Genomic DNA, 25,286 nt, shown 5'->3' on the forward strand with positions numbered 1-25,286 from the left:
CGAAGAGAGTGAGGCGAGAGCATGGCACGTCGGAGCACGAACCGCTCCCGGGCGGCCACGCGCGCGCCCGAGGCACCGCCCTACCGAACCGACCCGCCCGCCTGGGCCCTCCCCCGCGGGACGATAGTCCTGATCACCATCGCCGGCCTGGTGGTCGCGGTCGGCGGCATCAAGGCGGTCTCGTCGTTCGCCGCGCCGACCTTCCTGGCGCTGATGCTGACCGTGGCGGTGCAACCGGTACCGAGATGGCTGCGCACCAAGGGATTACCCGGCTGGGCGGCATTTCTCACGACGGTCGCGCTCGTCTACGGAATCCTGATCGGGCTGTTCGCGACGCTGGTGTTCTCGGTGGCCCGGCTCGCGTCGATCCTCCCGGACTACGACGACAAGTTCGACGACATCATCACTAGCTTCCAGGACTTTCTGACGAGCCACGGCGTGAGTCAGGACAAGGTCCAGGACATGATCTCGCATGTCGACACCAGCAAGGTCGTCAACGTGGTCACCGAGTTGCTGGCCAGCACGCTGAGCGTCGCGTCGGCCCTCGTTCTCGTGCTCGCCCTGCTGCTGTTCATGGCGGCCGACTCGGTCGGCTTCGACGACCGGATGGATCACCTTCGGGGCATGCGGCCCGACATCGCGTCGGCGTTCGGCACCTTCGCGCAGGGCACCCGTAGATACCTATGGGTGTCGACGGTGTTCGGCCTCATCGTGGCGGTCTTCGACAGCATCGCCCTTGCGTTGTTATCCGTTCCCCTTCCGATCCTGTGGGGCCTGCTCTCGTTCATCACCAACTACATCCCGAACATCGGCTTCGTCATCGGGCTCGTCCCGCCCGCGCTCCTGGCGCTGCTCGACGGCGGCGTCACCAAGATGCTCGTCGTCATCGCGGTCTACAGCGTCATCAACGTGATCATCCAGTCGGTCATCCAACCGAAGTTCGTGGGTGACGCCGTCGGTCTGTCGACGACGCTGACCTTCCTGTCGCTGATCTTCTGGGCCTGGGCCATCGGGCCGCTGGGTGCGATCCTCGCGGTACCGCTGACGCTGCTGGCCAAGGCCCTGCTCATCGACATCGACCCGGCCACCCGCTGGGCCGACGTCCTGTTGTCCTCGTCGGGCACCAAGCCAGTTCCTGAGGAGTCGCCCCCGCCGACGACGCCCGAATCGCCCCCGGACGACCCCACGCACGTCACACTGGGAACCGATTCGTGAGCCGGACTACGCTCCGGAGCGAACATTCGGTAGATTGCCATTCGACCCCAATCTGACCACAACCGTTTACAGATAGGTTGCGCATCGCTCATGGACATGAACTGGTCTCCGGCCGACGCCGCGTTCCGCGACGAGGTACGCGCGTTCCTCGACGAGAAGCTGACCGATGACCTGCGCGCGGCGGGCACGCTGCGCACGTCGGTCTACTCCGACCACGAGGCCTCGATGACGTGGCAGGCCATCCTGCACGAGCGCGGCTGGGCCGCGCCGGCCTGGCCGGTGGAGTACGGCGGTTGCGACTGGTCGCAGTCCCAGCACTACATCTTCAGCCGCGAGTCGATCCTGGCCGGCGCACCCGCGCTGTCGCCGATGGGCATCCGCATGGTCTCCCACGCGATCATGGCGTTCGGCACCGACGAGCAGAAGAACTTCTTCCTCCCCGGCATCCTCGACGGCAGCGTCTTCTTCTGCCAGGGCTACTCCGAGCCCGAGTCCGGCTCCGATCTCGCGTCGCTGTCGATGGCCGCGGTCGACGACGGCGACGACCTCGTCGTCACCGGCTCCAAGATCTGGACCACCCACGCCGCCGAGGCCAACTGGATCTTCTGCCTGGTCCGCACCTCGCGCCGGGAGCGCAAGCAGCAGGGCATCACCTTCCTGCTCATCGACATGAACTCCCCCGGCATCGAGGTCCAGAACCTCGTCTTCGCCTCCGGCGAGCAGGTCCAGGCGCAGGTGTTCTTCGATGGCGTGCGCGTCCCGAAGAAGAACGTGCTCGGCAAGATCGACGACGGCTGGACTGTCGCCAAGTACCTGCTCGTGTTCGAGCGTGGTGGCGGCGCCGCTGCACCTGCACTGCAGGTCATGGCCGAACAGCTCGGCCGTGACGCGGCGACGGTCACCGCACCGAACGGCGGGCCGCTGTCGGAGGATCCGGCGTTCGCGGGCAAGCTCACCGACCTCCAGATCCGCGCGAAGATCCTCGAGGTCCTCGAGTACCGAGCACTTGCGGCGATGACGTCTGGCAAGGATCCCGGTTCGATCGCGTCGATGCTGAAGATCCTGGGAACCGAACTGAGCCAGGAGATCACAACGCTGTCCCTCGAGGCTGCGGGCCCGCACGGCCGCGTCTTCCAACCGCATGCGACCCGCCCCGGCGGTCCGATCTTCCAGTACACCCCGCCCACCGACGGTTACGTCAGCGGTGAGCCCTGGCAGGCCGTCGCTCCACTGCACTACTTCAACGACCGCGCCGGTTCGATCTACGCGGGTAGCAACGAAATTCAACGAAACATCCTTGCCAAAGCGGCTCTGGGTCTCTGACGGGTCACAGGAGATAACTGATGGACTTCACACTCACCCCCGAACAGCAGCTGCTGTCCGACGGACTCAACAGGTTCCTCGACGCACGCTACGACCTGCAGGTCAGCCGCGACGCCGCGAAAGTCGGCGAGGGCTGGCAGCCCAAGATCTGGAAGGCCTTCGTCGAGGACCTCGGTGTCGTCGGTGCGTGCCTGCCGGAGGAGATCGGCGGATTCGGCGGCGGCGCCGAGGAACTGATGGTCGTCACCGAGGCACTCGGACACGCCCTCGTCGTCGAGCCCTTCGTCGACTCGGTGGTCCTCGGTGCCGGGTTGTTGCACGCCACCGGCAACTCGGTGGCGCTCGAGGCAGCCGGTCGTATCGCCGCGGGCGAAGCCCTGAGCGCGCTCGCCGCGCTGGAAGACGGGTCGGGCGGCGTGCTGTCGCGGATCGAGACCAGCGCCGATCGCGACGGCGAGGGCTGGAAACTCAACGGCAGCAAGGCCGTGGTCACCACCGCACCGCTCGCCGACTACCTCATCGTCAGCGCCCGCACCTCCGGTGAGCCGCACGATCCCGCAGGCGTCTCGCTGTTCCTGATCGATCTCGCCGACGGCGTGCCCGACGGCCTCGAGCTCCACCGGCTCCGCACCATCGACGATCGTCAGGCCGCCGACATCACCTTCGACAACGTCCGGCTGCCCGGTGATGCGCTCATCGCCGGCGACGGTGCGATCGACCTGCTCGAGAAGGCCTGGGACACCGCCACCGCAGCCGTCGTCTCCGAGTCCGTCGGGCTGATGCGCAAGGTCTTCACCGACACTGTCGAATACGCCAAGCAACGTGAGCAGTTCGGCGTCCCGATCGGCAGCTTCCAGGTGCTGCAGCACCGCATGGTCGACATGCATCTGCAGCTCGAGCAGTCCGTGGCCGCCCAGTACTTCGCGATCCTGTCCCTCGACGCCGAGCCCGCCGAGCGTGCCGCCGCGGTCTCCGCCGCCAAGGCCACGATCAGCCGCGCCGCCCGCTTCATCGGGCAGAACTCGGTGCAGCTCCACGGCGGCATGGGCATGACCGAGGAACTGGCCATCGGCCACTACTTCAAGCGCCTCACTGCGATCGAGTACGAGTTCGGTACCGCCGACGCACATCTCGCCCGGTTCGCGGCCGCCACCGCGCAGATGGACGCCTGACACGCACGCACCTGCTCCCCCGCCGCGACGGCCACCGTCGCGGCGGGGGAGTTCTGTGACCGGGGTGTTCAATGGGCGCGGTGTTCAATGGGCGCGGTGTTCAATGGGCGCGGTGTTCAATGGGCGCGGTGTTCAATGGGCGGAAACCCGCGTGCGTCCGGTCACACCGTGCGCTTGCATGAGACCTACGAACAACTCGGAGGTAAAAGCATGCAGGACTGGGATATTCGCTGCGATGTCGTGGTGGTCGGATCGGGCGGCGGAGCCCTCACCGGCGCCTACACGGCGGCGGCGAACGGACTGGACACGGTCGTTCTGGAGAAGACCGCGGTCTTCGGCGGCACATCGTCGTACTCGGGTGCGTCACTGTGGCTGCCCGGTAGTGCCGTCCAGGAACGGGCGGGTCTCGACGACTCCACCGACATGGCCCGCACCTATCTGCGGGCACTGCTCGGCGACGCGGAGGCCGATCGGCAGGAAGCCTATGTGACGACCGCACCGGCCGTGGTCGAGTTCCTCGAACGCGATCCGCACCTGGAGTTCGAATACCAGCCGTTCCCCGACTACTTCGACGCTCCGGGCCGCATGGATGCCGGTAGGTCGATCATCCCAGTCGACCTGCCGAGCGTGGCTGCCGGAGAGGTGCGCAAGCTGGTGCGCCCGGCTCCGATCGTCGACCGCGCCGGACAGCCGCACCCCGACGAGACCCTCATCGCCGGACGGGCGCTGATCGGGCGACTCCTGCTGGCGCTGCAGGGCACCGGTCGTGCGGACCTGCGTACCCGCACCGCGGTCACCCGGCTCCTGACCGAGAACGATCGGGTGGTGGGTGTCGAGGCCACCGATGCCGATGGTCGGACGCTTCGGGTCCGGGCCGAACGCGGCGTCCTGCTCGCCGCCGGAGGCATCGAGGGCAGCGACGAGATGCGCGCCGCCCACGGCACCCCCGGCAAGGCGCAGTGGAGCATGGGCCCGGCGGGCGCCAACACCGGTGACATGATCCGCGCAGCTGTCGAGCTCGGCGCCGACACCGCGCTGCTCGACCAGGCGTGGTTCTGCCCCGGCGTCGAACTACCGGACGGCTCGGGCGCTTTCATGGTCTGTGTCCGAGGTGGCATTCTCGTCGACGCCTCGGGCAACCGCTATCTCAACGAGTCGCTGCCCTACGACCGGTTCGGCCGGGCGATGATCGCGCGTGGCGAGTCGGCGCTGCCGTCGTACCTGATCTTCGACTCGTCCGAGGGCGGCCCGGTCCTGCCGGCGATGTCGATTCCGGAGGCATCGGCCGGGGACCACTTCGCCGCGGGCACCTGGGTCTCGGCCGACACGATCGAGGAACTCGCGGACAAGATCGGCGTCGACGCGGCGACGCTGGGTGCCACGGTCGAGCGGTTCAACGGCTTCGCCGAAGGCGGCGTCGACGAGGACTTCGCCCGAGGTGAGGACCCCTATGACACGTTCTTCTGCCCGCCGCGGGAGCTGCCCAACGTGGCGCTGCCGCCGATCGCGACCGGACCGTTCCACGCGGCGCGCATCGTCCTCAGTGACCTCGGTACCAAGGGCGGTGTCCGGACCGACGCCGATGCCCGCGTACTGACGGCCGACGGCAACCCGATCGAGGGCCTGTACGCCGCGGGTAACACGAGCGCCTCGGTGAGCGGGTCGATCTACCCGGGCCCGGGAGTCCCGCTGGGCACCGCGATGACGTTCTCCTACCGCGCGGTCCATCACATGATCGGAACCGATCAGGACCGGTGACGCGCAAGCGGCGCAGGCGATCTCTCGCCTGCGCCGCTTGCATTCTCGGGGAAAAGCCCCGCTAGAACTCCACGCTGAGGTTCTTGCTGCGGGGCCGTGCCTGGCAGGCCAGGATGATCCCGTCGGCGATGTCCTCGTCGTCGAGGACCGCACTGTTGTCCATGTCGACCTCACCGGCGGTGAGGGTGGCTGCGCACGAACCGCATTCACCCTCACGGCACGAGAACGGGACGCTGATCCCCTTGGACAGGAGGACATCGACCAGGGTCGCCGAGCGTGGCCAGCTGAACTCGTGTTCCTGCCCGTCGAGGTTCACCGTCACCGACGCCGCGTCACCGGTCCCGGCGTCGACGTCGGGCAGCTCGACCTCGGCGAACGGGTCGCCGGACAGCGAGGTGAAGACCTCGGCATGCACTCGGTTCCGCACGATCCCCGCGCGAGCCGTCGCGTCGCGGACCGCGCCCATGAAGGGTGCGGGCCCGCACGTGAACACCCGGTGGCCGTCGAGCTTCGCCGACAGTGCCGCGAGCTGAGCGACCGTCGGCACCCCCTGTACGCTCTCGAGCCAGTGCATCACCGTGAGCCGGTCTGCGTAGGCGGCGGCGAGCTCACGCAGTTCGCCGGCGAAGATGACCGAACTCTCGTCGCGGTTCGCATAGAAGAGGACCACTTCGTGCGATCCCTCGCTCAATGCCGCCTTGAGGATCGACATCACCGGCGTGATGCCACTACCGCCGGCGAACAACAACAGGTCGTCGTCGAAGTCCTCGGGTGTGAACACCCCGGCGGGCGGCAGAACCTCGATCAGGTCGCCCGTTCTGACGTTGTCGCACAACCAGTTCGAGGCATAGCCCGCGGCGGTCCGCTTCACCGTCACCTTCAGCAGGTCGTCGGTGAACGGCGAGCTGGCCAGCGAGTAGCACCGGGCCACCGAACCGGTCCGTTCACTCGGAATCCGCAGCGTGAGGAACTGCCCCGGGGTGTAGGCGAACTCGGCGCGTCGGTCGGCTGGGACCGTGAACACCAGTGAACGCGCATCCGGGGTCTCCTCGATCACGGCGGCGACCTCCAACGGCACCCCGCGCGAGGACGTCATGACCTGTTCGGCCGCGTCGGTGATGGTCATGCTCATTGCCGCCTTTCGGACTCGTCGAAACCCGCCGCCCCGTTCGCGATGACAGGTTTGCCATCGCGCACCATCTCGAACGTCACCTCGCGCCCCTCACCGAACACGCGCAACTCCGCGTCGTCGCCGGGGAAGATCGCGGTGGCGAATCGGCCGTCGAGCGACCGCAGATCCGCGGGATGGGCGCCGATCAGCCGCGCGACGTCGAGTACTGCGGCGCCGAGAGTGCACAGCCCGTGCAGGATCGGACGCGGTTGTCCGATGCGCGACGCCGCGGCCGGGTCGATGTGGATCGGGTGGAGGTCACCCGTGAGGCGGTACAGCGCAGCCTGATTCGGGGTGGTCTCGAATCGTCCGGTCATCGTCGGAGCGCCCGGCCGGGCAGCCGGTTTGCCGGGTCCGCGGTCGCCGCCGAAACCGCCGGCACCGGGCGCGAACAACGACCAGGTGGCGACGAAGTAGTCACTGCGGACCACCACCTCGAGCACCGCGGCCGAGCCCTTGTCCCAGACCTCCCCCACCGAGGCGGTCATCGTCACCTCACCGCGCGGCGGCAACGATGCCAGCACGTTCAGCTGCTGCGAACCGTGCAGGGCGGTGGTCGGGTCGAAGGCGCCGCGGTCGCCGAGCTCATCCGGCGCCCACTGTGCGAGCGTCAGCGCAAAGGTCGGCAAGACCCGCAGCCGCTCCTCGAAGACGAGGTCGAGCTCGTCCGCCCGAGCCCCGACGGCGAGTGCGTAGAGGATCGCGTCGCGTTCGTCGTAGGCCACGGTTCGGGTCCCGAGATCGGCTCCGCGCCAGGCACCGGCGTTCCGCGCCGTCGAGGCGTCGGTGCTCATGCGACACGGTCCCGCGTCAGGAAGGCCAGCACGGCCGACAGCCAGGCCTCGCGGGCTTCGATCATCGCCCAGTGTCCGCACCGGGGAAAGACATGCAGCTCGGCGTCGGGGATGTCGCGCATCGGCAAGATCGCCGAGTCGACGGGGCTCACCCGGTCGTCGCGGCCCCAGGTGATCAGGGTCGGCGACGTCACCTTGTGCAGCTGCGCCCAGTACGGGACGGTGTCGGCCATCGCATTGGCGGCCATCGTCGCGGTGAAGGCCTTGGTGCTGTACATGCGTCGCGCGATCTCGAGGGTTTCCGGTTCGGTGGCCAGTTCCCATCGTTCCTCGATGAGCTCCTCGGTCACCAGCGACGGGTCGTACACCATCGCCGACAGCCAGCGGATCAGTCGTTCGCGGGTGGGCTCGTCGGTGAACTCCATCAGCAGCTTGATGCCCTCGCTGGGCGCCGAGGAGAAGATGTTCTTGCCCATGCCGCCGATGGTGACGAGCTTGCCGACACGTTCCGGTTCGGCGATGGCGACCTTCGTCGCGACGATCCCGCCCATGGAGTTGCCGATCATGTCTGCGGTACCGATGCCCAGGCCGTCGAGGAACACGCCGATCGCCGTCTCGGCCATCATCATCGGATGCCCGTCGACCGGATCGCTGACGCCGAAGCCGGGGAATTCGAGGACCAGACAACGGAAGTGCTCGGCGAGCTCGCCGATGACCCCGCGGTAGTTCCGCCACCCCGTGACGCCCGGGCCGGAGCCGTGCAGGAGCAACAAGGGAGGCCCCTCGCCGGCCTCGTGATACTGCAGCACGCCCAGGCTCGTCTCGAGCTTGCGGCGGCTGCCTCCATAGGTGACGTCAACGCTCATGAACGGTGAGGCTGCCAGTGCCGCGCCCCGTTGTGCAGCACCGCTCCAGTTGAGCGGAACACCGGCCGCGTCGGTTTCCCACTGAACGAAAGCATGCTGGGCGCGGGCGCCGGCGGACCCTACGCTGGCCCGATGAACGGAGCCGGCCTCTCGGCGACGGCGGACAAACGGAAAGGTGCACGATGTCGATCGAAGCGATGTCTCAGACTGATATGCGTAAGGCGCTCGGTCAGTTCGCGAGCGGGGTGACCGTGGTGACCGGGCTCGACGACTCCGGACCCGCCGGTTTCGTCTGCCAGTCCTTCGCCTCGGTGTCGCTGGAACCGCCGATGGTCCTGTTCTGCGCCGATCACCGCGGCCGGTCGTGGCCGCGCATCCTGCGGGCCGGACGCTTCACGGTGAACGTGCTGCACGAGAACCAGGCCGACATCTGTTCGCGGTTCGGCTCCCGCGACGGGCGCAAGTTCGACGGCCTCGACTGGGAGCTGTCCGACTGGTCGACGCCGTCGTTGCCCGATGTGCTGATGCGCGTGCACGCCGACATCCACGATGTCCACACCGCAGGCGACCACGACGTGGTGGTCGGCCGGGTGCTGGAACTCGAGACGCCCAACGAGGAACGGCCCCTTCTGTTCTTCCGTGGCAAGCTCGGGATCGACTCCCCCGCCGATCGGCTCACCGCATGAGCGGGACCGAAACCGTGTGCGGCTGGATCCCCGACGGCATGTCCGCCGCGGAGACCCTCCTCGCCATCGAGGAGATCAAACGGGTCTTTGCCGTCCGCCTCCGTTGTATGGACACCAAACAGTGGCACCTCTACGCCGGTCTGCACACCGACGACGTCATCAGCGAGACGTGGGGCGGCCTGCCCGATGACAAGCAGCCGCATACCGACGGCGAGTCCAATCGCGTGGTCGGCAAGGAGAAGCTGGCGTCTACCATCCGCGCGTTGCTCGACGGTCCGGTGCCCGTGACCACCGCTCACCACGGGCACAGTCCCGAGATCGTACTCACCTCGCCCACCACCGCGCGCGGCATCTGGGCGATGGAAGACAACCTCTGGTGGTCCGACGACGCCGGCGAGTACCATCTGCGCGGCTTCGGCCATTACCACGAGGAGTATCGAAAGGTGAACGGGCAGTGGTTGATCAGCTATCGCAAGCTCACCCGCCTGCGCGTCGACTCCTCCCCCGACTTCTTCCGTTTCCTGAAAGCCCTGTGATCGCCTGTGTCTGAGCGTCCTTTGGTGTCCGACGAGCCCACCGCATCGCCCGGGAACTCCTCCGCCCTCTTCGAACCACTGCGCATCCGCGGACTGGAACTGCCCAACCGGATCGCGATGTCGGCGATGACCCGGTCCTCGTCCCCCGGCGGTGTCCCCGGCTCCGACGTCGCACGCTACTACGCACGACGAGCCGCCGGCGGCACCGGCCTGATCGTCACCGAAGGTGTGGCGATCGATCATGTGGCGGCGGTGGACAATCCGGATGTCCCTCGGATGTACGGCGACGGCGCCCTGACCGGTTGGCGAACCGTGGTCGACGACGTGCACGCGGCAGGCGGGCGCATCATCCCGCAACTCTGGCACGTGGGGCCGCTCTGGGGCGCGATGTGCGAGGTCGACCCGGCGGTCCGCCCGATGCGGCCCTCGGGACTGTGGGGCACGCCCGGGGTCACCTCGTACTCCGATGAGTACGTGGCGCGTTCGGTGCCGCAGACCCCGCCCATGACCGAGCGCGACATCGACGACATCATCGCCGCTTTCGTGTCAGCGGCCGCGAACGCGGTCGAGGTCGGCTTCGACGGCATCGCGCTGCACGGGGGTCACGGTTATCTGCTCGATGCCTTCCTGTGGGCCGACACCAACCGTCGCGACGACCGCTGGGGACGAGACCTGCAGGCGCGTACCCGCTTCCCCGCCGAAGTGGTCAAGGCGATCCGGGCGGAGATCGGCCCCGACCTACCGATCTTCTTCCGCTTCTCCCAGCACAAACAGCAGGATTACACCGCCCGCATCGCCGAGACCCCCGACGAACTCGGGGCGATCCTCGGGGCGCTCGCCGACGCCGGGGTGGACGTCTTCGACGCCAGCAACCGACGATTCGACCTGCCGGCCTTCGAGGGTAGCGAGCTGTCCCTGGCGGGCTGGGCGAAGAAGCTCACCGGCGCCCACGCCATGGCCGTGGGAAGCGTGGGGCTCGGTAAACCCATGCGCGACAGCCGCATCGAGGGCGCAGCGCCGCTGGTGGACAACATCGGCGAGGTGGACGACCGCATCGGTTCCGGCGAGTTCGACCTGATCGCGATCGGTCGGTTGCACCTGGCCAACCCGGAACTGGCAACCGCGCTGCGGACCGGCGCCCCGCTGACCCCGTTCGATCGTGCGGTCCACGAGGGCAGCCTGGTCTGAGACGCCGCCCGCCGGTTCAGTCCGACGCGCGCCCGAGCAGTTCGCGCGCGTCGGCACTGCCGTCGAGCAGCCGAGCGGTGCGACGCGTGATCTTCCACTGCCCGTCGATGCGCGCCAGCTCGAAACGATTGGCGCTCGCACGCCACACCCGGAACGAGTCCTCGTCTGTGTTGCGGCGCACGAGCAGGGAGTGGCAGGTCGCCACCGCGGTGTCACCGTCGAGGCGGATGTTGATGGGGTCCAACAGATGTCCGCATCCGCCGTGGATGTAGTCCTGGTGGGGCGAGGTCCGCACCATCTCGGTGATCGCCGCCCGCCCGTTCATCACGCCGATGTCGAGGTCGTACACGGCATCCGGTGCCCACAGCCTTCCCACGGCCTCGGCATCGCCCGCGTCGACGGCCGGGCCATAGGCCGTCAGCACTTCACCGATGGCGGCTCGGTCCTCGAGGACCCGAACACGGTCGAGCAGAGCGTCGAGCTGCTCCTGGATGTCTGTCATCTGCAATCCCTTCTCCGGGACGACCTGTGGTGTCGGAAGCGGCGGCCGTCCAGCCACTTTCCTACCGATCCGCCGGCCGAGGCCACCACCGCTGTCCCGTTCAACTGAAACTCCCGTGCGCCGAGGCCACGCTCACTGCGAATGTAGGACGCATCACACCTGCACCGACCAGGCGGGTGCGTTCGGAAGAACACGGAAGTCCCCGGCCGTCTCGAGGCCGTCCCGAAGAAAGAGTCACATCATGGGCCAGGTATTGGACAGAATCATGCAGCACGCGGACGAGATCCGCGCGGATGCCGCCGAGGGCGAGACGCTGATGCGTCTGACCGATGCGTCGGCGAAGAGCCTGCGCGACTCGGGGGTCATCCGAATGCTGCAGCCAAAGGAGTACGGCGGCTTCGAATCCCACCCTCGCGAGTTCGCCGAGACCGTCATGGCCACCGCGGCGCTCGACGGCGCGACCGGCTGGGTCGCCGGCATCGTCGGAGTCCACCCGTGGGCACTCGCCGCCTTCGACGACACGGCACAGAACGAGATCTGGGGCGCCGACAACGACATGTGGATGGCCTCCCCGTACGCACCGATGGGTGTGGCCGTGCCGACCGACGGCGGCTACGTCCTGAACGGTCGCTGGTCCTTCTCCTCGGGCACCGACCACTGCGGCTGGGTCATGATCGGGGCCGCGGTGGGCGACAAGGACGGCAACCGCACCGGTCAGATCCTCCACGTCGTGCTGCCGCGTTCGGACTACGAGATCGACGCCGACAGCTGGAATGTCGTGGGACTCCGCGGCACCGGCTCCAAGGACCTGATCGTCAAGGACGCCTTCATCCCCACCTACCGCACCATCGATGCGGAGATCGTCCTGAGCGGCGAGGGCTGGAAGCACGCCGGACGTGACGAGACCCTCTACAAGTTCCCGTTCTCCTACATCTTCCCGCTGGGCATCACCTCCGCACTGATCGGCATGACCGAGGGCGCACTCGCCTGCTACGTCGCAGCACAGAAGGAGCGCGTCCAGGTCAGCGGCATCCCGATCAAGGAGGACCCCTACGTCCTGTTCGCCATCAGCGAGGCCGCAGCGGAGATCTCCGCCTCGCGGGTCTCCCTGCTGGAGATGGTCGACCGGTTCTGGGACAAGACCGACAAGGGCGTGGAGATCACCTTTGCCGAGCGTGCCGAGGGGCGCCGGACCCAGGTGTCGGCCGCGTGGCGCGCCACCCGGGCGATGGACGAGATCTTCGCCCGCGCCGGCGGCGCAGCGGCTCATCTCAAGACCCCGATGCAGCGCTTCTGGCGTGATGCGCACGTCGGCCTGACCCACGCGATCCATGTCCCCGGACTGATCTACCACTCGGCCGCACTGACCCAGCTCGGTGGCGACCCGCAGGGTGCCTACCGCGCGATGATCTGACCCCACAACACTTCTCGAGGATGACAACGATGACAGAACTACGCGGACTCGGCTTCCTGCGAGTCCAGAGCACCGATGTCGCGCGCTGGCGCGAGCTGCTGATCGACGGCCTGGGCATGGCCGTGGGCAGCGGCCCCGAAGCCGATGCGCTGTATGCGCGGATCGACGAGCGTCGCTCGCGGATCGCCGTGCTGCCCGGCGACTCCGACAAGGCACTGGCCGTCGGCTGGGAGGTGCGTGACGAGTTCGCACTCGAACGCGTCCGTCAGGCAGTGGAGGCCGCGGGCGTCGCCGTCACAGTGATGTCCCGCAAGGAGGCCGGCTACATCGACGCCGAGGGCGCCATCGCCTTCGACGATCCGGCCGGAACGCGGCTCGAGGTCTTCTACGGTCCGGTGCTCGATCACAGCCCCGTCGTGACGCCCTTCGGCGGACGCTGGGTCACCGGCGGCCTGGGACTGGGTCACGTGGTTCTCCCGAGCGCCCAGTTCGCCGAGTCGTACGACTTCTACACCCAGGTGCTCGGCTTCCTGCCGCGCGGTTCCATCCGACTCGACGAAGAGGGCCTGGCACGGGTTCGTTTCCTCGGCATCAACGAGCGGCACCACAGCCTGGCGCTGTGCCCGGCCCCGCCGACCGAGGAGCCCGGCCTGGTGCACCTGATGACCGAGGTGGACACCCTCGACGCGGTCGGTCAGGCACTCGACCGGGTGAACAAGCAGAAGTTCTCGATCTCGTCGACGCTGGGCCGGCACACCAACGACAAGATGATCTCGTTCTACGTCCGGGCGCCCGGCGGCTGGGACCTGGAGTTCGGCACGGAGGGAATGCTCGTCGACGAGCGGCATTACACCTCCGAGGAGATCACCGCCGACGCCTACTGGGGTCACGATCAGAGCGGCTCGGAACCACTGAAGGCGTTCATCCCCGTCGGCGAGGGCTGAGCACCGGCGACCACTCACGCAAAGGAGCACCGCGACACGTCGTCGCGGTGCTCCTCTCGTCTTGTCCCCGATCCACTTCCCAGAGCGCGCTGCGCGAGCTAGCATCGGATTGAATGATTGATCAATCAATCAGCGAGGATCCCCCGCCTGCGCTGGTAGTTGGAGACACCGTGACCACCTCAGTCGGCCAGCCCCCCTCCGTCCTCGGACGCGCACTCCTCCTGCTCGAGCCGTTCCGTCATCGCGACGGCCTCACGCTGACGGAACTCGCCGACCGCACCGGCTTCCCGCGCTCGACCACGCATCGAATGCTGACGCAACTGGTCGCCGTGGGCTGGATCCGCCGCGAGGGCACGACGTATCTGCTCGGCCCCAAGATGGCCGAGCTCGGCTCGATCGCCCAGGTACACGACCGTGTCCACCAGGCCGCGCAGCCCGTCGCCTACCAGCTCTACCGTCGGACGCGGGGCGCGGTTCACGTGGCCGTCGCCGTAGACGAGGACGTCCTGATCCTGGAGAAGATCGGCGGACGGTGGGCGGCCGCCAGCCTGGACACGCGCGTGGGCCAGCGTCGTGGCCTGCACGAGACAATCGAGGGAGCCGCCCTGGCCCGGCATGAGGCCGGCGGTCCGACACAGTTCCACGACACCCAACGCGCCCTCGCCGGCGGCGAACACATCCGCTGTCTCGCAGCGACATTCGACGTACCCGGCCGGGCCGCGACGGATCACCTCACCCCAGGCGTCGCGGTGATCTCGCTGACCTTCCCGACCGCCCGCATGCATCCGAGCGCCGACGAGGAACTCCGCCGCGGCGTGCGCGCCGTGGTGCACTCGCTCTCCTAGCGGACGCCCCGCCGAGCCCGACAGCCCATCAGGCCGCCGGGCGGTTGTGCTGCCGCAGTTCACCATCCGAGTCACCACGCATCGCGGCTGTGATTCGACGATTTCGCCCAATCAGCTTTGACCCACGTCACACTCCTGCTATCTTTTCCGTATTGATTGATCGCTTGATCAATAGGATCGATCAGCCACTGACAGTCCCCGGGCGCCCCCACCGAGCGCCCACAGGCCACAGCCCGGCCTGCTCCGCTGGAGGTTCACATGCGCAACAGTGACGATTTCTCCCCCGCCGTCATCGACCGAGCGGCGGTCCTGCTCGAGGAGTTCCGCGATGGCGGCGACCTGACGCTCTCGCAACTGTCGAATCGCACGAGCCTCCCCCGATCGTCGGCTCATCGACTCCTCTCCCAGCTCGTCGAACTGGGGTGGGTCGAACGGCACGGGCAGACCTACACGCTCGGACGGTCACTGTTCGAGTGGGGCGCGCTGGCCCGACGGCGCTCAGGACTCCAGGAGATCGCGCATCCGTTCCTGAACGAGCTGTATGCGACCACCGGACTCGTCGTCCACCTCGGCGTGCTCGAGGGCAACGACGTCCGAATCCTGGACAAGGTCGGATATGGCCCCATCGCCCTGCCGACGCGCATCGGGGGCCTCCAGCCCGCCGGACGCACGGCACTGGGAAAGGCGCTGCTCGCCTTCTGCGACAACGGTTCTGCTCCTCGAAGGCCGACGGTCGAGGTGCTGACCTCGGCGGCCGAGGAGGCGCGTCGGCGAAGCGAGATGGCCGTCGTACGTCAACGCCGAACGGCCTACGAACGGGACGAGGCCGCCCTCGGCGTGGCATGTGTGGCCGCACCCATCGGCGACCTGCGCAGCTGCGCCGGCGCGATCGCGGTCACCGGCCCGGCCGAGACGGTCGACGGCGCACTGCTGGCCACCCCCGTCCGGGCGACGGCGAACGCGATCTGGCAGGCCCTGTCCGACAACGGTTCCGTCCGGCGCGCAGGCTGACCCGACGCCGGTCTCAGCGAACCAGCGCCTGACCGCCGTCGACGGCGAGTGTGTGGCCGGTGATGTACCGGGCGGCGTCACTGCAGAGGAACACCACGGCCGGGCCGATGTCGGTCTCCGGATCACCGAGACGCCCCAGCGGCACCGTCTGCAGGTATTCAGCGGCGCCGTCCGGATCGAATTGCGCCCACTGTTCCATCGTCTGCGAGTTCGCCAGCGAGAGAATCGCATTGACCCGGATACCATCGGCCGCCCATTCGCAGGCCGCAGTTCGGGTCAGCACTCGCACCGCCTCTTTCGCCGCCGCATAGGCGCCGGTACCGGACGGATTCCACCGGATACCTGCCGCCGAGCCGAGATTGACGACCGCGCCGCCCCCGCAGAGATACCGGTGGCAGTCACGCATCAACCGCCAGGTGGCGGTCGGGCCCGAGTCGAGGGCGGCCCGGTAGGTGGCCTCATCGATCTCGAGGAGAGTTCCGGGCGCCGGCGTCTGCGCGTTGTTGACCAGCACGTCGATGCCGCCGAACTCCGCGGCCACCGCGGCCACCAGCGCAGAGACCGCGGCCTCGTCGGTGACGTCACAGGTGAACGCTGCGCCGCGGCCGCCGCGGGCGACGATCTCGGCGGCCACCGACTCGATCGTGCCCGGCGTACGACCGGCCACGGCCACTGTCGCACCTGCGGCGGCCAGTGCGAGGGCGATCCCCCGGCCGATACCCTGGCCTGCGCCGGTCACGAGCGCAACGCGATCATCGAGAACCATGTGTACTCCTCATTCCGAGACGGTTCATTGATCACTTGATCAATGAATGTGGCACAATCTCCGTGCACGGCACGGACGGTGCCCGAACGCTGACAGGGGTGGGGATTCGTGGATCCGCAGCAACGCAGGAAGCTGATACTCGACCGCTCGGCGGTGATCTTCGCGCGTAAAGGCGTCTCCGCCACCACGATCCGGGAGATCGCGGATGCGGTGGGGGTGCATTCGGGCGCGCTGTACCACTACTTCCCGTCCAAGGAAGCCATCGTCACCGAGATCATGCGGGAGTACATCCTCGACCTGTCGGGTCGATGCGCGGAGGTGCTGGCACGCCGTCTCGCGCCCGTCGAGCGGTTGGTGGCACTCGCCCAGATCGCGCTGGAGACCAGCGAGCAGTACGACGGCGCCACCTCCATCTGGCGGCGCGAAGGCGATTACATGCGGGAGCGGGTCGTGGAGGCCGACATGACGGCGACCGCGGACCTGATGGAGATCGCCTGGCGGGAGGCGATCGCGGAGGGGGTCGACGCGGGCGAGTTCCGCACCGACATCGACCCGAAGGTCTTCCAAGAGTTGATCTACGACGCCGTCTGGCACGCGTCGCGATGGTTCCGCCCGACGCCGGAGAACACCCTGGCGGACCTGGCACGCACCATCATCTCGGTCTTCGTGAGCGGTATGCGCAACCCGACCGCGAGCGTGACGGGACATCCCGGCCCGTAGCGGTGAAACCGCGTAACACCTCAGCCCGACCTTGTCCAGATCGGGCCGAGGGGAAGACTGTCATTCCTTGGGAGCAGCCAGGTTCTCTTCGACTTCCTTGTGCCAGTTCTGCAGGGCACGGCTGGTGTCGACCTCGAACTCGAAGCGCTGGGTCATGTCCGGTGTGACGTCCTCGACGTCGACGTAGAACTGGCTGTACCAGCGGCGCAACTGGTAGACCGGCCCGTCCTCTTCGGTCAGCAGCGGGTTCTCGATGCGCGACTTGTACTTCCAGATCTCGATATCCTGCGCGAACTGCTCCTCGAGACCGTCGGTGAACATCGTCGCCATCTCGGCGGCCTGCTCATCGGACATGCCCTCGATCTTCTTCACGATGGTGCCGAACTGCAGGACAAACGAGTTCGTGGTGACCGGGTAGTGGCAGTTGATCAGCTTGGACTCGACGGTGGTGCCGTCGGCGACGGTGTAGATGGTGTCCAACATGAAGGACGGGCCATAGTAGAACGCATCCGAGATGGTCTGCGCCTCCGGCAGATCCATCTGCACGCCGGTCTTGATGTCGTCGCGTCCGTACGAGCGCATGTGCTGGCCGGCGATGTGCCCGTCGAACACGTTCTTGAAAAACTCCGGCATCTGGTAATGCACATAGAAGAAGTGCGCCATGTCGACGACGTTATCCACGATCTCCCGGCAGTGCGAACCCTCGACGTGGATCGTCGTCCAGGTCCAGTCGCTCCACTCGCCGTCCTCGTAGCCCTCGATCTCCGGGATCGCGAGTTCCGGGGTGGGTTCGGTTCCCTGCGGACAATGCCACACCAACAGAACGCCGTTGCGCTCCATGGTCGTCCACGCCTTCGTGCGGGCGACCTTGGGCGTCCGGTGCGCGTACGGCACGGATTCGCAGCGGCCCTTGCCGTTCCACCGCCAGTCGTGGAAGGGGCAAGCGATCGTGTCGCCCTTGATCTCACCGCGGGCGAGGTTGCCGCCCATGTGGCGGCAGAACGCGTCGAGGACATGGAGCTCGCCCTTCGAGTCGGCGAAGACGACCAGATCGGTCCCGAAGACCTGGACCTGATGAGGCTTTCCGTCCCGGAAATCCTTCGCCAACCCGATGCAGTGCCATCCGCGCGCGAAACGCGTCGGATTTGTGCCGGTGTCGATGCTGCGGATCTCGATTCGTTCCTGTTCGACGGTCATGGTCTCTCCAATGGGTGTAGGGGGCTGAACTGACAGGCTGAGATGAGAAGGCGTCGCGCTCGCAGGGGCGGCTAGGACGGCACGGCCGCAGGGGTCTCGGCGACGACGTCGCCCGCGGACAGCGGTCGGACGCGGGGCTCCGACCTCGTCGACATCGGCACGTCCCCGCGCGTCACCGCCTCGTCGATGCTGCGATCCAGTGCCGCACAACGGAGAACGTAACCGCAGTTGCCGTTCCCCACAGCGGAGGCAGACGCCATCTCATGGCAGAACTGCTTGGCCTCGGCGGTCCACTGGATGCTGGTGTGAGCAGGACTGTATTTCGCGACTGACACGCGGGCGTCGCAGGTCTGACAGACGAGCGGCTGCATTGGTCCATTCCCTTCCTCGGATGAGGAAAGACTAGGAACCGGGGTGTGGCGGCCACCACACGATTTCAGCTCAGCGGAACAGCTCCGTCAGCTGTCGCTCCACACCGGTGCGCGCTTGGCGAGGAACGCCGACATCCCCTCCTGCGCATCGCAGGTCATCGCGTTGCTCGCCATCGTCTCCGACATCTCCACATAGGCCGACGCCTCGTCGAGCTCGATCTGCTTGTAGAAGGCCTGCTTACCGATCGACACCGTCCGGGCACTTGAGCCGGCGATGTGCAGAGCCAGTTCCCGGACCGTCGTGGCCAGTTCGGCATCGTCTACCACGCCGCTGAGCAGCCCCCAGTCGGCGGCCGTCTCGGCGTCGATCGCCTCCCCGGTCAGCAGCATGTGCATGGCACGTTTGCGGCCGACGGCGCGTGTCAGCGCGACCATCGGCGTCGAGCAGAACAGGCCGATCCGTACGCCGGGGGTCGAGAACGTCGCGCTGCGCCCGGCGACGGCGAGATCACAGGTCGCGACCAGCTGGCATCCGGCAGCGAAGGCCATGCCCGCGACCTCCGCGATCACCGGCTGGCGCACCTCGTGGACGGTTCGCATCAGCTCGGCGCAGGTGTCGAAGACGGCGCGTTCGTCGTCGAGGGTGCGGTCGACGAGTTCCCCGAGGTCGTGCCCGGCCGAGAAGGCCGGACCTTCCGCCCGGATCACGATGACCCGCACGCCCGAGTCCTCGTCGAATCGGCGGAGTGCGGCCGTAACAGCCTTCATCGTGGTGGTGGACAACGGGTTCCGGCGCCGAGCCGCGCGCAGGGTGATCACCCCGAGCGGCGCGTCGACCTCAATCGACACCGCATCTGTCGTCTCGCTCATCGTCGGGCTCCTTCTTTCGTGTCAAACGCCGGGGATCGCGTACCGCGGACCGACGCTGATGTAGACGGTGTAACCGAGCACGGCCACCAGGTAGATCAGGACCGGTATCGCCAAGGTCCACGACGCGCTGTCGCCGCTGCCGATGATCGCCGACGCCGCGAGGAGCCAGGCCATCATCAACAGCGTCGCGCCGCCCATCAACGACAGGTCGTCACCCATCCGACGGTTGAACTCCTCGCGGTTCGCCGGCGCCATCCAATACTCCTTGCGCCGCCGGCTCGGGAAGTTGACCGCGCGGGCCGGGAGGCGCGACAGAATCCGTTCGGCGCCACCGAAGATCACCGCGATCAGCACCGCGACGAGACCGAGACCGCTCAGGAGCCCCCACTTCGAGTCCCAGCGGGTGACCTCCCCGTCCATGCCGATGTGGCCGGCGAGTTCGTCGGAACCGACCACGGCGACCCCGATCCACACCGCGGCGAACACGACCACCGCCAGGGGTAGGAGCACGCGGCGCGGACTTCGCGGTGGCTGCGTCATGGATCTCAACCTACCGCCCGGGGAATAGCCCGGAGCCGAGGCCGTTGACCCTATTCGTGACCAGTACCGCGCTCTTCGAACCGATCACGCTCCGCGATGCCGAGATCCCCAACCGGATTTGGCTCGCGCCGATGTGCCAGTACAGCTGCTTCGCCCGCGACGGAATACCGACGGATTGGCATCTCGCCCATCTCGGCGCCCGCGCCACCGGCGGCTTCGGCCTGATCCTCACCGAGGCCGTCGCGGTCGTCCCCGAGGGCCGCATCAGCCCCCAGGACGCCGGGCTGTGGAACGACGAGCAGGCGCAGGCCTGGACACGGATCGTCGACTTCGTGCACTCGCAGGGTGCGACCATCGGCACCCAGATCGCCCACGCGGGCCGTAAGGCCTCGACGTACTCGCCGTTCGACGAAAGGTCCGGCAGCATCCCCCTCGACGACGGGGGCTGGACGACCGTCGGACCGTCTGACGTGCCTTTCGAGGGGTATGCCGAGCCGGTTGCACTGACGACCGAGCAGATCGCCGAGGTCGTCGACGCCTTCGCCCAGGCCGCTCGCCGTGCCGACGAGGCCGGTTTCGACGTGGTCGAGATCCACGCAGCGCACGGATATCTGCTGCACCAGTTCCTGTCGCCGTTCTCCAACACCCGCACCGACGCGTACGGCGGCGACTTCGCCGGCCGCACCCGCATCGTGCTCGAGGTCGTGGAGGCCGTGCGGGCCGTATGGCCCGAGTCGAAGCCGCTGTTCATCCGTGTCTCCGGCACGGAATGGCGCGACGGCGGCTGGGATGTCGCCGAATCCGCCCGGCTCGCCGAGATCCTCGGCGCCCGCGGCGTCGACCTCATCGACGTCTCCTCGGGCGGCAACGTACTCGCCGACATCCCGGTCGGCCCCGGCTACCAGGTCGACCTGGCCCGCTCCATCCACCGGGATTCCGGTGTCCCGACCGCGACGGTCGGACTCATCGTCGAGCCCGACCAGGCCGAGAAGATCGCCGGTGACGATGACATCACCGCGGTTCTCTTCGGTCGGGTCGCACTGCGCGAGCCCTCGTGGCCCCAGCGGGCCGCCCACGAACTCGGCCTCTCGCCCGACGAAGCGCCCTACCCGCCGCAATATCTGCGGGGTGCCTGGCGCTGATCGTCAGCTCTGGACGGGCCCCATGAGCGCGAAACAAGCGGCCGTCGCCGGTTCGATGATCTCGCTCAACGGTGATCCGGATTCGACGGCACTCGCCGTCAGTTCGCGCACCCCGCCCCACAGGAACACCGCGCGCTGCCGGCTGATCGGCTTCACCCCGGCCGCAGCCAGCGTGGGCGTGGAGGTGAGTCCGACGAAGAGGTCGACCCAGTCATCCATCGCCTCGTTCTTCACCTGCGCAGCGGCCCCGCCGAGCGCGGGTAGTTCGCGAATCCACGAGAGCATGAGCCCCGGATATCGGTCGCTGGTGGTGGCGTAGGCCGTGACCGCTTGTCGCACCTGCTCTTCCGGGCTCCCCTCGGGGTCCACGCCCGCCGCGATCCGGGCGATCATGAACCGGTTGGTCTCCCGCAGCAGCTCGAAAAAGCAGTCCTGCTTGTCGGCGAACTGCTGATAGAAGGTGCGTCGCGACGTCTGGGCCACGCGCACGACGTCGGCGATGGTGGTCTCGCGGTAACCGGATTCGGTGATGCACTCGAGCATCGCCGCGAGGAGTCGCTCCCTCGTCGACGTCGCACCGTCGGGCCACAGTTCCACGTAGCGAGCATATGCCTCTTGCCCTCCCCGGTACCCACGCGTACCGTCGCTGGTACGCCGACGTACCAAACCCGGGAGGCCTCGAGCCGATGAGTACATCCGTCCTGCGCAGTGACGCGCACCTTCCGCCCGCCACGCGGCTGCCCTCGGCGGTGCAGGGACTGGCGGCGATCGCCTCGAGACGACTGTTCTTCGGCCGCCTCCACGACCGACACGGATCGGCCTTCACCGTGGACCTCCCCGTGTTCGGGCAAGCGGTGGTGATCTCCGACGCCGCGCTCGCACGAGAGCTGTTCACCGCCGGGGACAAGGTCGTCAACGTTCAACCAAACTTGGGCCGCATCCTCGGTGCCGGTTCGATCTTCTCCCTCGAGGGCCGGGAGCACCGGGCACGCCGGAAGCTGCTGACGCCACCGCTGCACGGCAAGCGGATGAAGACCTACGAGCAGATCGTGGAGGAGGAGGTCCGGGCCGAGGCCTCGACATGGCCCGTCGAGACCGAGTTCGCCTCGATGGAGCCGATGATGCGGATCACCCTCAACGTGATCCTCCGCGCGGTGTTCGGCGCCGTCGGCGACGACCTGGAGAACCTGCGGCGCATCATCCCGCCGATGGTCACCGTCGGCTCCCGCGCCGCAACCGTCCCCAACCTGCCCCGCGTGCTGCGCGCCGTCGACCCCAACCATCGGTACGAGCGCATGCGCGCGGAAGGCAAGGCACTCCTCGGCGACCTGATCACCAGGTCACGCAACGACCCCCGACTCGAGGAACGCGACGACATCCTCGCCCTGATGTTGCGCAGCCGCTACGACGACGGCACGTCGATGGGCGACGACGAGATCGGCGACGAGCTGATGACCATGCTCGCCGCCGGACACGAGACGACCGGAACGACGCTCGCCTGGGCGTTCGAGCGCCTGCGTCGCCACCCTGAAGTCCTGGGACGACTCGTCGCCGAGGTCGACGAAGGCGGCACCGAGTACCGGCACGCGACCATCCTCGAGACCCAGCGCAACCGCCCGGTCATCGACTTCGCCGCCCGCCACGTCGTCGCCGACCAACTCGAACTCGGCGAATGGCGCATACCTCGCGGATACAACGTCATGGTCTCCATCGCTCTGCTCCACGACGACAGCCGCGAGTTCACCGATCCTGAGCGGTTCGATCCGACCCGCTTCCTGGGCAGCGCGCCGTCGCCGGCGTGGCTACCGTTCGGCGGCGGGACACGACGCTGCATCGGCGCCGCGTTCGCGACGATGGAGATGGACGTGGCGCTGCGGACGATCCTCGGCGACTTCGAACTACTCCCCACCGACGCACGCGCCGAACGCTGGTTCTCCCGAGGCGTCGCTTACGCGCCCGCTCGCGGTGGACGCATCGCCGTCCGACGGCGCCGATAGTCTTCCGAGGCCCCGCGAGCAAGTGGTCCACACCACTTCCACGGTGTGACCTTCGTCATCGAACACGTCCGAACACGCGTGTTCGGATTCGTTCCCCGAATGCCGCGATGCGCTGGACTTTTGTCCCAAAGCTAACGGCGTTATCCATGCGTTACCGAGATTCTGCAGGTCACGACCCTGACGTGACCTGACCGTTATCGAGCCGTAGGGTCGGCCACGTCCGAAATCAACCACCTTGCCAACCCCGGGTGGTGATCAGGAGGAAGACCATGCGTATGACCAAGAACAACGTGACCAAGCTCGTCGCTCGCGCCGCATTCGTCGGCGCCCTCACCGCAGCCCCGTTCGGCATGATGGCGGCCACCGCCTCGGCCGACTCCGGCAACTGGGACGCTGTCGCCCAGTGCGAGAGCGGTGGCGACTGGAGCATCAACACCGGTAACGGCTACTACGGCGGCCTCCAGTTCTCGCAGAGCACCTGGGAGGCCAACGGCGGCTCGGGTAACCCGGCGAACGCCTCGCGCGAGGAGCAGATCCGCGTTGCGGAGAACGTCCTGGCGACCCAGGGCCCCGGTGCGTGGCCGGTCTGCGGCGCGAATCTCTGATCGCAGCGTCGGCGCGTGAGGCGCCCTGACTGCATCACCAGAAGCATCGATGAGTGCTTCGCACGGCATGAGGCCGGTGAGTCCATTCGGACCCACCGGCCTCATCCGTTTCCGGCGAAGTCCTTCAGTCGGTCTTCCCGTCCTCCCCGGGCTCGCCGTCGAGCGCCTCGTCGAGTGCGCTGACCGCGATGCCGTACGGCAGGAACCGCACCTTTCGACGCGGATCGGTGTTGTTCTTGTTGGCGCGCAGCGCGTCGAGCTCGGTGGCATAGACCTGTTCGACCCGGGCCCCGCCGTCCTCGTCGACGACGAACACCGCCCAAACCCCCGACCCGGTCTCCCCGGCCGTCTCCGGCCGCGGCTGCGTCCGCGTGCGACCCCGGCCCGCCTCGTCGAAGAACATGGAGAACGCTCCCGGCGCCGCCTGCCCCTCGAAGAGTTTGCCGAACACGTCGCGCAGCCCCTCGCCTGCCTCGCGTGCGAAGCGGTCGAAGTCCTCGGGGCCGAAGTTGAACGGCCCGCTGCCGAATCCGCTGTTGTCGCTCATGGTGTTCCCTATCTGTGGTTCGGCGTGCCCGGTCGGCCGTGGGGGCCGACCTTTCCCACCAGTGTCCTCAGGATCGTTGGTCTCCGCCACCAGCAGCATCGGCCTCCGCCAGCCGCTGGTGCAGCCGCTCGCGGACATCGTCGGCCGAGTAGGCGTTGCGCTGGCGCTGGTCCCGTGCGATCAGCACTCCGCCGGTCGTCACACCGACAGCACCGGCGAGGCCCAGCCACTTCCACAGATTCCTCATGGGGGCAGGATAAGTCGCCTCCGCCGCCGATGGCCGTCTTCACGCACACGCTCTAGTCTTCGGGGATGCCCAACAGCAGAAGACCGCGGCGCGCCGACCTCGCCGGAGAGTCCGGCGGTGTCTCGCTGACCACCGCGCTCGAGGCCACCCGCACCGGCGACGTCTGGCTGTTCCGCGGCCGTTCCGGCCCCGACCGCGCCATCCGCACATTCACGAATGCGCCGGTGAACCATGTTGCGATGGCGGTGTGCATCGACGATCTGCCGCCGCTGCTGTGGCATGCCGAGCTCGGCGACAAGCTGACCGACGTCTGGACCGGGTCGAATCACCGCGGGGTCCAGCTGCACGATGCGCGTGAGGCCGTCGAGCAGTGGATGGTCCGGTATGAGCAAGAGTGCTGGATTCGTCAGCTCAGTCCCGAGGTCGGCCGGGCGCAGGAGGACGAGCTGCTCAAGGTGATCGCACGCCTCGACGGCACCCCGTTCCCGACCACCGCGCGCCTGGCCGGTCGGTGGTTCCGTGGACGCGTACCCAACTCGGCCGATCTTGTTCGCGGTATTCCCTACCTCGACCGCAAGGTCCGAGAGCGTCGTGAGCAACGGCAGCACGACGTCTCGTCGCCGGAACCGGTGAGCCTCGAGGCGGCGTATTGCGCCGAGGTCGTCGCGATCACCTACCGCGACATGGGGATTCTCGACACCACCAAGGACTCCAACTGGTTCGACCCGGGCCGGTTCTGGAGCGGCGACCGCCTCCCCCTCCACACCCCGCACACCCTGGGGCCGGAGATCGCCGTCCATCTGCCTTAGGGCAGAACGAAATACCGTTGACACCTGATGGGCCGATGGGATGAACTGAC

The 25,286-nt window shown here is 67.6% G+C and carries 28 protein-coding genes; 16 read left to right on the forward strand and 12 right to left on the reverse strand.

The features are described from left to right. Positions 1–21: 21 nt before the first annotated feature. The 4 genes from RVF83_RS22995 (at position 22) to RVF83_RS23010 (ending at position 5,468) form a co-directional block, all read left to right on the forward strand. Positions 22–1,215: an AI-2E family transporter gene (locus tag RVF83_RS22995; RefSeq protein WP_005198639.1), complete on the forward strand. Its 1,194-nt coding sequence runs from the start codon at positions 22–24 to the stop codon at positions 1,213–1,215. Positions 1,216–1,305: 90 nt separating this feature from the next. Then, entirely contained in the window at positions 1,306–2,538 is a 1,233-nt protein-coding gene (locus tag RVF83_RS23000; RefSeq protein ID WP_005198636.1) for an acyl-CoA dehydrogenase family protein, read from the forward strand. A 20-nt stretch (positions 2,539–2,558) separates the two neighbouring features. Further along, positions 2,559–3,710 (forward strand): acyl-CoA dehydrogenase family protein, encoded by a 1,152-nt coding sequence (locus RVF83_RS23005; protein WP_005198635.1) that lies wholly within the window; start codon positions 2,559–2,561, stop codon positions 3,708–3,710. Positions 3,711–3,920: 210 nt separating this feature from the next. Further along, positions 3,921–5,468, forward strand: a complete 1,548-nt coding sequence (locus tag RVF83_RS23010; protein ID WP_039880460.1) for an FAD-dependent oxidoreductase — start codon at positions 3,921–3,923, stop codon at positions 5,466–5,468. Between the two features lie 61 nt (positions 5,469–5,529). Here RVF83_RS23010 and RVF83_RS23015 read toward each other — a convergent pair whose 3' ends face one another. From RVF83_RS23015 to RVF83_RS23025, 3 genes are read right to left on the reverse strand one after another with little or no spacing between them, the layout of a single operon-like run. Further along, entirely contained in the window at positions 5,530–6,594 is a 1,065-nt protein-coding gene (locus RVF83_RS23015; protein ID WP_039880432.1) for a ferredoxin--NADP reductase, read from the reverse strand. Positions 6,595–6,596: 2 nt separating this feature from the next. Further along, positions 6,597–7,433: a MaoC/PaaZ C-terminal domain-containing protein gene (locus RVF83_RS23020; protein ID WP_005198629.1), complete on the reverse strand. Its 837-nt coding sequence runs from the start codon at positions 7,431–7,433 to the stop codon at positions 6,597–6,599. Then, positions 7,430–8,299, reverse strand: a complete 870-nt coding sequence (locus tag RVF83_RS23025; RefSeq protein WP_005198627.1) for an alpha/beta fold hydrolase — start codon at positions 8,297–8,299, stop codon at positions 7,430–7,432. The genes RVF83_RS23020 and RVF83_RS23025 overlap by 4 nt, the downstream gene beginning before the upstream one ends. A 182-nt stretch (positions 8,300–8,481) precedes the next feature. Between RVF83_RS23025 and RVF83_RS23030 the strand changes: the two genes are divergently transcribed. The 3 genes from RVF83_RS23030 (at position 8,482) to RVF83_RS23040 (ending at position 10,709) form a co-directional block, all read left to right on the forward strand. After that, complete coding sequence (locus RVF83_RS23030; protein ID WP_005198626.1) at positions 8,482–8,985, forward strand: flavin reductase family protein; 504 nt, start codon at positions 8,482–8,484, stop codon at positions 8,983–8,985. Continuing rightward, positions 8,982–9,521 carry a nuclear transport factor 2 family protein gene (locus RVF83_RS23035; RefSeq protein WP_005198625.1) on the forward strand — a complete coding sequence of 180 codons (540 nt, stop codon included), beginning with the start codon at positions 8,982–8,984 and terminating at the stop codon, positions 9,519–9,521. Before RVF83_RS23030 ends, RVF83_RS23035 begins: the two co-directional genes overlap by 4 nt. A gap of 117 nt (positions 9,522–9,638) precedes the next feature. Then, positions 9,639–10,709, forward strand: a complete 1,071-nt coding sequence (locus RVF83_RS23040) for a 12-oxophytodienoate reductase (protein ID WP_244971894.1) — start codon at positions 9,639–9,641, stop codon at positions 10,707–10,709. Positions 10,710–10,725: 16 nt separating this feature from the next. Here RVF83_RS23040 and RVF83_RS23045 read toward each other — a convergent pair whose 3' ends face one another. After that, a complete protein-coding gene (locus RVF83_RS23045) occupies positions 10,726–11,211 on the reverse strand; it encodes a nuclear transport factor 2 family protein (RefSeq protein ID WP_005198621.1) in 486 nt (161 codons plus the stop codon). A 241-nt stretch (positions 11,212–11,452) separates the two neighbouring features. On the opposite strand from RVF83_RS23045, the gene RVF83_RS23050 reads away from it, so the two are divergent. The 4 genes from RVF83_RS23050 to RVF83_RS23065 all read left to right on the forward strand — a co-directional run bounded on the left by RVF83_RS23050 (position 11,453) and on the right by RVF83_RS23065 (position 15,425). After that, positions 11,453–12,625: an acyl-CoA dehydrogenase family protein gene (locus tag RVF83_RS23050; RefSeq protein ID WP_005198619.1), complete on the forward strand. Its 1,173-nt coding sequence runs from the start codon at positions 11,453–11,455 to the stop codon at positions 12,623–12,625. 29 nt (positions 12,626–12,654) lie between these two features. Next, on the forward strand, positions 12,655–13,569 hold the full coding sequence (bphC, locus tag RVF83_RS23055; protein WP_005198618.1) for a biphenyl-2,3-diol 1,2-dioxygenase: 915 nt from the start codon (positions 12,655–12,657) through the stop codon (positions 13,567–13,569). 170 nt (positions 13,570–13,739) lie between these two features. Beyond that, positions 13,740–14,414 (forward strand): IclR family transcriptional regulator, encoded by a 675-nt coding sequence (locus tag RVF83_RS23060; RefSeq protein ID WP_005198617.1) that lies wholly within the window; start codon positions 13,740–13,742, stop codon positions 14,412–14,414. 258 nt (positions 14,415–14,672) lie between these two features. Continuing rightward, positions 14,673–15,425, forward strand: a complete 753-nt coding sequence (locus RVF83_RS23065) for an IclR family transcriptional regulator (RefSeq protein WP_005198615.1) — start codon at positions 14,673–14,675, stop codon at positions 15,423–15,425. A 13-nt stretch (positions 15,426–15,438) separates the two neighbouring features. Here RVF83_RS23065 and RVF83_RS23070 read toward each other — a convergent pair whose 3' ends face one another. Next, on the reverse strand, positions 15,439–16,191 hold the full coding sequence (locus RVF83_RS23070; protein WP_005198612.1) for an SDR family NAD(P)-dependent oxidoreductase: 753 nt from the start codon (positions 16,189–16,191) through the stop codon (positions 15,439–15,441). Between the two features lie 108 nt (positions 16,192–16,299). On the opposite strand from RVF83_RS23070, the gene RVF83_RS23075 reads away from it, so the two are divergent. Next, positions 16,300–16,911 (forward strand): TetR/AcrR family transcriptional regulator, encoded by a 612-nt coding sequence (locus RVF83_RS23075; protein ID WP_005198611.1) that lies wholly within the window; start codon positions 16,300–16,302, stop codon positions 16,909–16,911. 60 nt (positions 16,912–16,971) lie between these two features. On the opposite strand, the gene RVF83_RS23080 is transcribed toward RVF83_RS23075, so the two are convergent. From RVF83_RS23080 to RVF83_RS23095, 4 genes are all read right to left on the reverse strand, one after another. Next, on the reverse strand, positions 16,972–18,108 hold the full coding sequence (locus RVF83_RS23080; protein ID WP_005198609.1) for a Rieske 2Fe-2S domain-containing protein: 1,137 nt from the start codon (positions 18,106–18,108) through the stop codon (positions 16,972–16,974). Between the two features lie 71 nt (positions 18,109–18,179). Next, positions 18,180–18,479 (reverse strand): hypothetical protein, encoded by a 300-nt coding sequence (locus RVF83_RS23085; RefSeq protein WP_005198607.1) that lies wholly within the window; start codon positions 18,477–18,479, stop codon positions 18,180–18,182. 87 nt (positions 18,480–18,566) lie between these two features. Beyond that, positions 18,567–19,349 (reverse strand): enoyl-CoA hydratase, encoded by a 783-nt coding sequence (locus RVF83_RS23090; RefSeq protein WP_005198605.1) that lies wholly within the window; start codon positions 19,347–19,349, stop codon positions 18,567–18,569. Positions 19,350–19,370: 21 nt separating this feature from the next. After that, on the reverse strand, positions 19,371–19,889 hold the full coding sequence (locus RVF83_RS23095) for a hypothetical protein (RefSeq protein ID WP_039880427.1): 519 nt from the start codon (positions 19,887–19,889) through the stop codon (positions 19,371–19,373). A gap of 56 nt (positions 19,890–19,945) precedes the next feature. Here RVF83_RS23095 and RVF83_RS23100 point away from each other — a divergent pair, with 56 nt between their 5' ends. Beyond that, the gene (locus RVF83_RS23100; RefSeq protein ID WP_005198600.1) at positions 19,946–21,031 is read left to right on the forward strand and encodes an NADH:flavin oxidoreductase/NADH oxidase; all 1,086 of its coding nucleotides are present in this window, start codon (positions 19,946–19,948) and stop codon (positions 21,029–21,031) included. A gap of 3 nt (positions 21,032–21,034) precedes the next feature. On the opposite strand, the gene RVF83_RS23105 is transcribed toward RVF83_RS23100, so the two are convergent. Beyond that, the gene (locus RVF83_RS23105) at positions 21,035–21,628 is read right to left on the reverse strand and encodes a TetR/AcrR family transcriptional regulator (protein ID WP_174351885.1); all 594 of its coding nucleotides are present in this window, start codon (positions 21,626–21,628) and stop codon (positions 21,035–21,037) included. An 89-nt stretch (positions 21,629–21,717) separates the two neighbouring features. Between RVF83_RS23105 and RVF83_RS23110 the strand changes: the two genes are divergently transcribed. Both RVF83_RS23110 and RVF83_RS23115 read left to right on the forward strand, forming a co-directional pair. Next, the gene (locus tag RVF83_RS23110; RefSeq protein ID WP_005198596.1) at positions 21,718–23,028 is read left to right on the forward strand and encodes a cytochrome P450; all 1,311 of its coding nucleotides are present in this window, start codon (positions 21,718–21,720) and stop codon (positions 23,026–23,028) included. A 269-nt stretch (positions 23,029–23,297) separates the two neighbouring features. Further along, positions 23,298–23,633 (forward strand): transglycosylase family protein, encoded by a 336-nt coding sequence (locus RVF83_RS23115; protein WP_005198594.1) that lies wholly within the window; start codon positions 23,298–23,300, stop codon positions 23,631–23,633. Positions 23,634–23,757: 124 nt separating this feature from the next. Here RVF83_RS23115 and RVF83_RS23120 read toward each other — a convergent pair whose 3' ends face one another. Then, the gene (locus RVF83_RS23120) at positions 23,758–24,180 is read right to left on the reverse strand and encodes a hypothetical protein (RefSeq protein WP_005198593.1); all 423 of its coding nucleotides are present in this window, start codon (positions 24,178–24,180) and stop codon (positions 23,758–23,760) included. A gap of 67 nt (positions 24,181–24,247) precedes the next feature. Next, positions 24,248–24,427: a hypothetical protein gene (locus RVF83_RS23125; protein ID WP_005198590.1), complete on the reverse strand. Its 180-nt coding sequence runs from the start codon at positions 24,425–24,427 to the stop codon at positions 24,248–24,250. A 65-nt stretch (positions 24,428–24,492) separates the two neighbouring features. On the opposite strand from RVF83_RS23125, the gene RVF83_RS23130 reads away from it, so the two are divergent. Then, a complete protein-coding gene (locus tag RVF83_RS23130) occupies positions 24,493–25,236 on the forward strand; it encodes a hypothetical protein (RefSeq protein ID WP_005198588.1) in 744 nt (247 codons plus the stop codon). Positions 25,237–25,286: the final 50 nt, after the last annotated feature.

It is taken from the genome of Gordonia rubripertincta (genome assembly GCF_038024875.1).
Taxonomy (GTDB): domain Bacteria; phylum Actinomycetota; class Actinomycetes; order Mycobacteriales; family Mycobacteriaceae; genus Gordonia; species Gordonia rubripertincta.

What these genes read in the sequence shown, in the direction of transcription:
- RVF83_RS22995 (WP_005198639.1), top strand. Translation starts at nt 22, where the DNA reads ATGGCACGTCGGAGCACGAACCGCTCCCGGGCGGCCACGCGCGCGCCC.
- RVF83_RS23000 (WP_005198636.1), top strand. Translation starts at nt 1,306, where the DNA reads ATGGACATGAACTGGTCTCCGGCCGACGCCGCGTTCCGCGACGAGGTA.
- RVF83_RS23005 (WP_005198635.1), top strand. Translation starts at nt 2,559, where the DNA reads ATGGACTTCACACTCACCCCCGAACAGCAGCTGCTGTCCGACGGACTC.
- RVF83_RS23010 (WP_039880460.1), top strand. Translation starts at nt 3,921, where the DNA reads ATGCAGGACTGGGATATTCGCTGCGATGTCGTGGTGGTCGGATCGGGC.
- RVF83_RS23015 (WP_039880432.1), bottom strand. Translation starts at nt 6,594, where the DNA reads ATGACCATCACCGACGCGGCCGAACAGGTCATGACGTCCTCGCGCGGG.
- RVF83_RS23020 (WP_005198629.1), bottom strand. Translation starts at nt 7,433, where the DNA reads ATGAGCACCGACGCCTCGACGGCGCGGAACGCCGGTGCCTGGCGCGGA.
- RVF83_RS23025 (WP_005198627.1), bottom strand. Translation starts at nt 8,299, where the DNA reads ATGAGCGTTGACGTCACCTATGGAGGCAGCCGCCGCAAGCTCGAGACG.
- RVF83_RS23030 (WP_005198626.1), top strand. Translation starts at nt 8,482, where the DNA reads ATGTCGATCGAAGCGATGTCTCAGACTGATATGCGTAAGGCGCTCGGT.
- RVF83_RS23035 (WP_005198625.1), top strand. Translation starts at nt 8,982, where the DNA reads ATGAGCGGGACCGAAACCGTGTGCGGCTGGATCCCCGACGGCATGTCC.
- RVF83_RS23040 (WP_244971894.1), top strand. Translation starts at nt 9,639, where the DNA reads ATGTCGGCGATGACCCGGTCCTCGTCCCCCGGCGGTGTCCCCGGCTCC.
- RVF83_RS23045 (WP_005198621.1), bottom strand. Translation starts at nt 11,211, where the DNA reads ATGACAGACATCCAGGAGCAGCTCGACGCTCTGCTCGACCGTGTTCGG.
- RVF83_RS23050 (WP_005198619.1), top strand. Translation starts at nt 11,453, where the DNA reads ATGGGCCAGGTATTGGACAGAATCATGCAGCACGCGGACGAGATCCGC.
- bphC (WP_005198618.1), top strand. Translation starts at nt 12,655, where the DNA reads ATGACAGAACTACGCGGACTCGGCTTCCTGCGAGTCCAGAGCACCGAT.
- RVF83_RS23065 (WP_005198615.1), top strand. Translation starts at nt 14,673, where the DNA reads ATGCGCAACAGTGACGATTTCTCCCCCGCCGTCATCGACCGAGCGGCG.
- RVF83_RS23070 (WP_005198612.1), bottom strand. Translation starts at nt 16,191, where the DNA reads ATGGTTCTCGATGATCGCGTTGCGCTCGTGACCGGCGCAGGCCAGGGT.
- RVF83_RS23080 (WP_005198609.1), bottom strand. Translation starts at nt 18,108, where the DNA reads ATGACCGTCGAACAGGAACGAATCGAGATCCGCAGCATCGACACCGGC.
- RVF83_RS23085 (WP_005198607.1), bottom strand. Translation starts at nt 18,479, where the DNA reads ATGCAGCCGCTCGTCTGTCAGACCTGCGACGCCCGCGTGTCAGTCGCG.
- RVF83_RS23090 (WP_005198605.1), bottom strand. Translation starts at nt 19,349, where the DNA reads ATGAGCGAGACGACAGATGCGGTGTCGATTGAGGTCGACGCGCCGCTC.
- RVF83_RS23095 (WP_039880427.1), bottom strand. Translation starts at nt 19,889, where the DNA reads ATGACGCAGCCACCGCGAAGTCCGCGCCGCGTGCTCCTACCCCTGGCG.
- RVF83_RS23110 (WP_005198596.1), top strand. Translation starts at nt 21,718, where the DNA reads ATGAGTACATCCGTCCTGCGCAGTGACGCGCACCTTCCGCCCGCCACG.
- RVF83_RS23115 (WP_005198594.1), top strand. Translation starts at nt 23,298, where the DNA reads ATGCGTATGACCAAGAACAACGTGACCAAGCTCGTCGCTCGCGCCGCA.
- RVF83_RS23120 (WP_005198593.1), bottom strand. Translation starts at nt 24,180, where the DNA reads ATGAGCGACAACAGCGGATTCGGCAGCGGGCCGTTCAACTTCGGCCCC.
- RVF83_RS23125 (WP_005198590.1), bottom strand. Translation starts at nt 24,427, where the DNA reads ATGAGGAATCTGTGGAAGTGGCTGGGCCTCGCCGGTGCTGTCGGTGTG.
- RVF83_RS23130 (WP_005198588.1), top strand. Translation starts at nt 24,493, where the DNA reads ATGCCCAACAGCAGAAGACCGCGGCGCGCCGACCTCGCCGGAGAGTCC.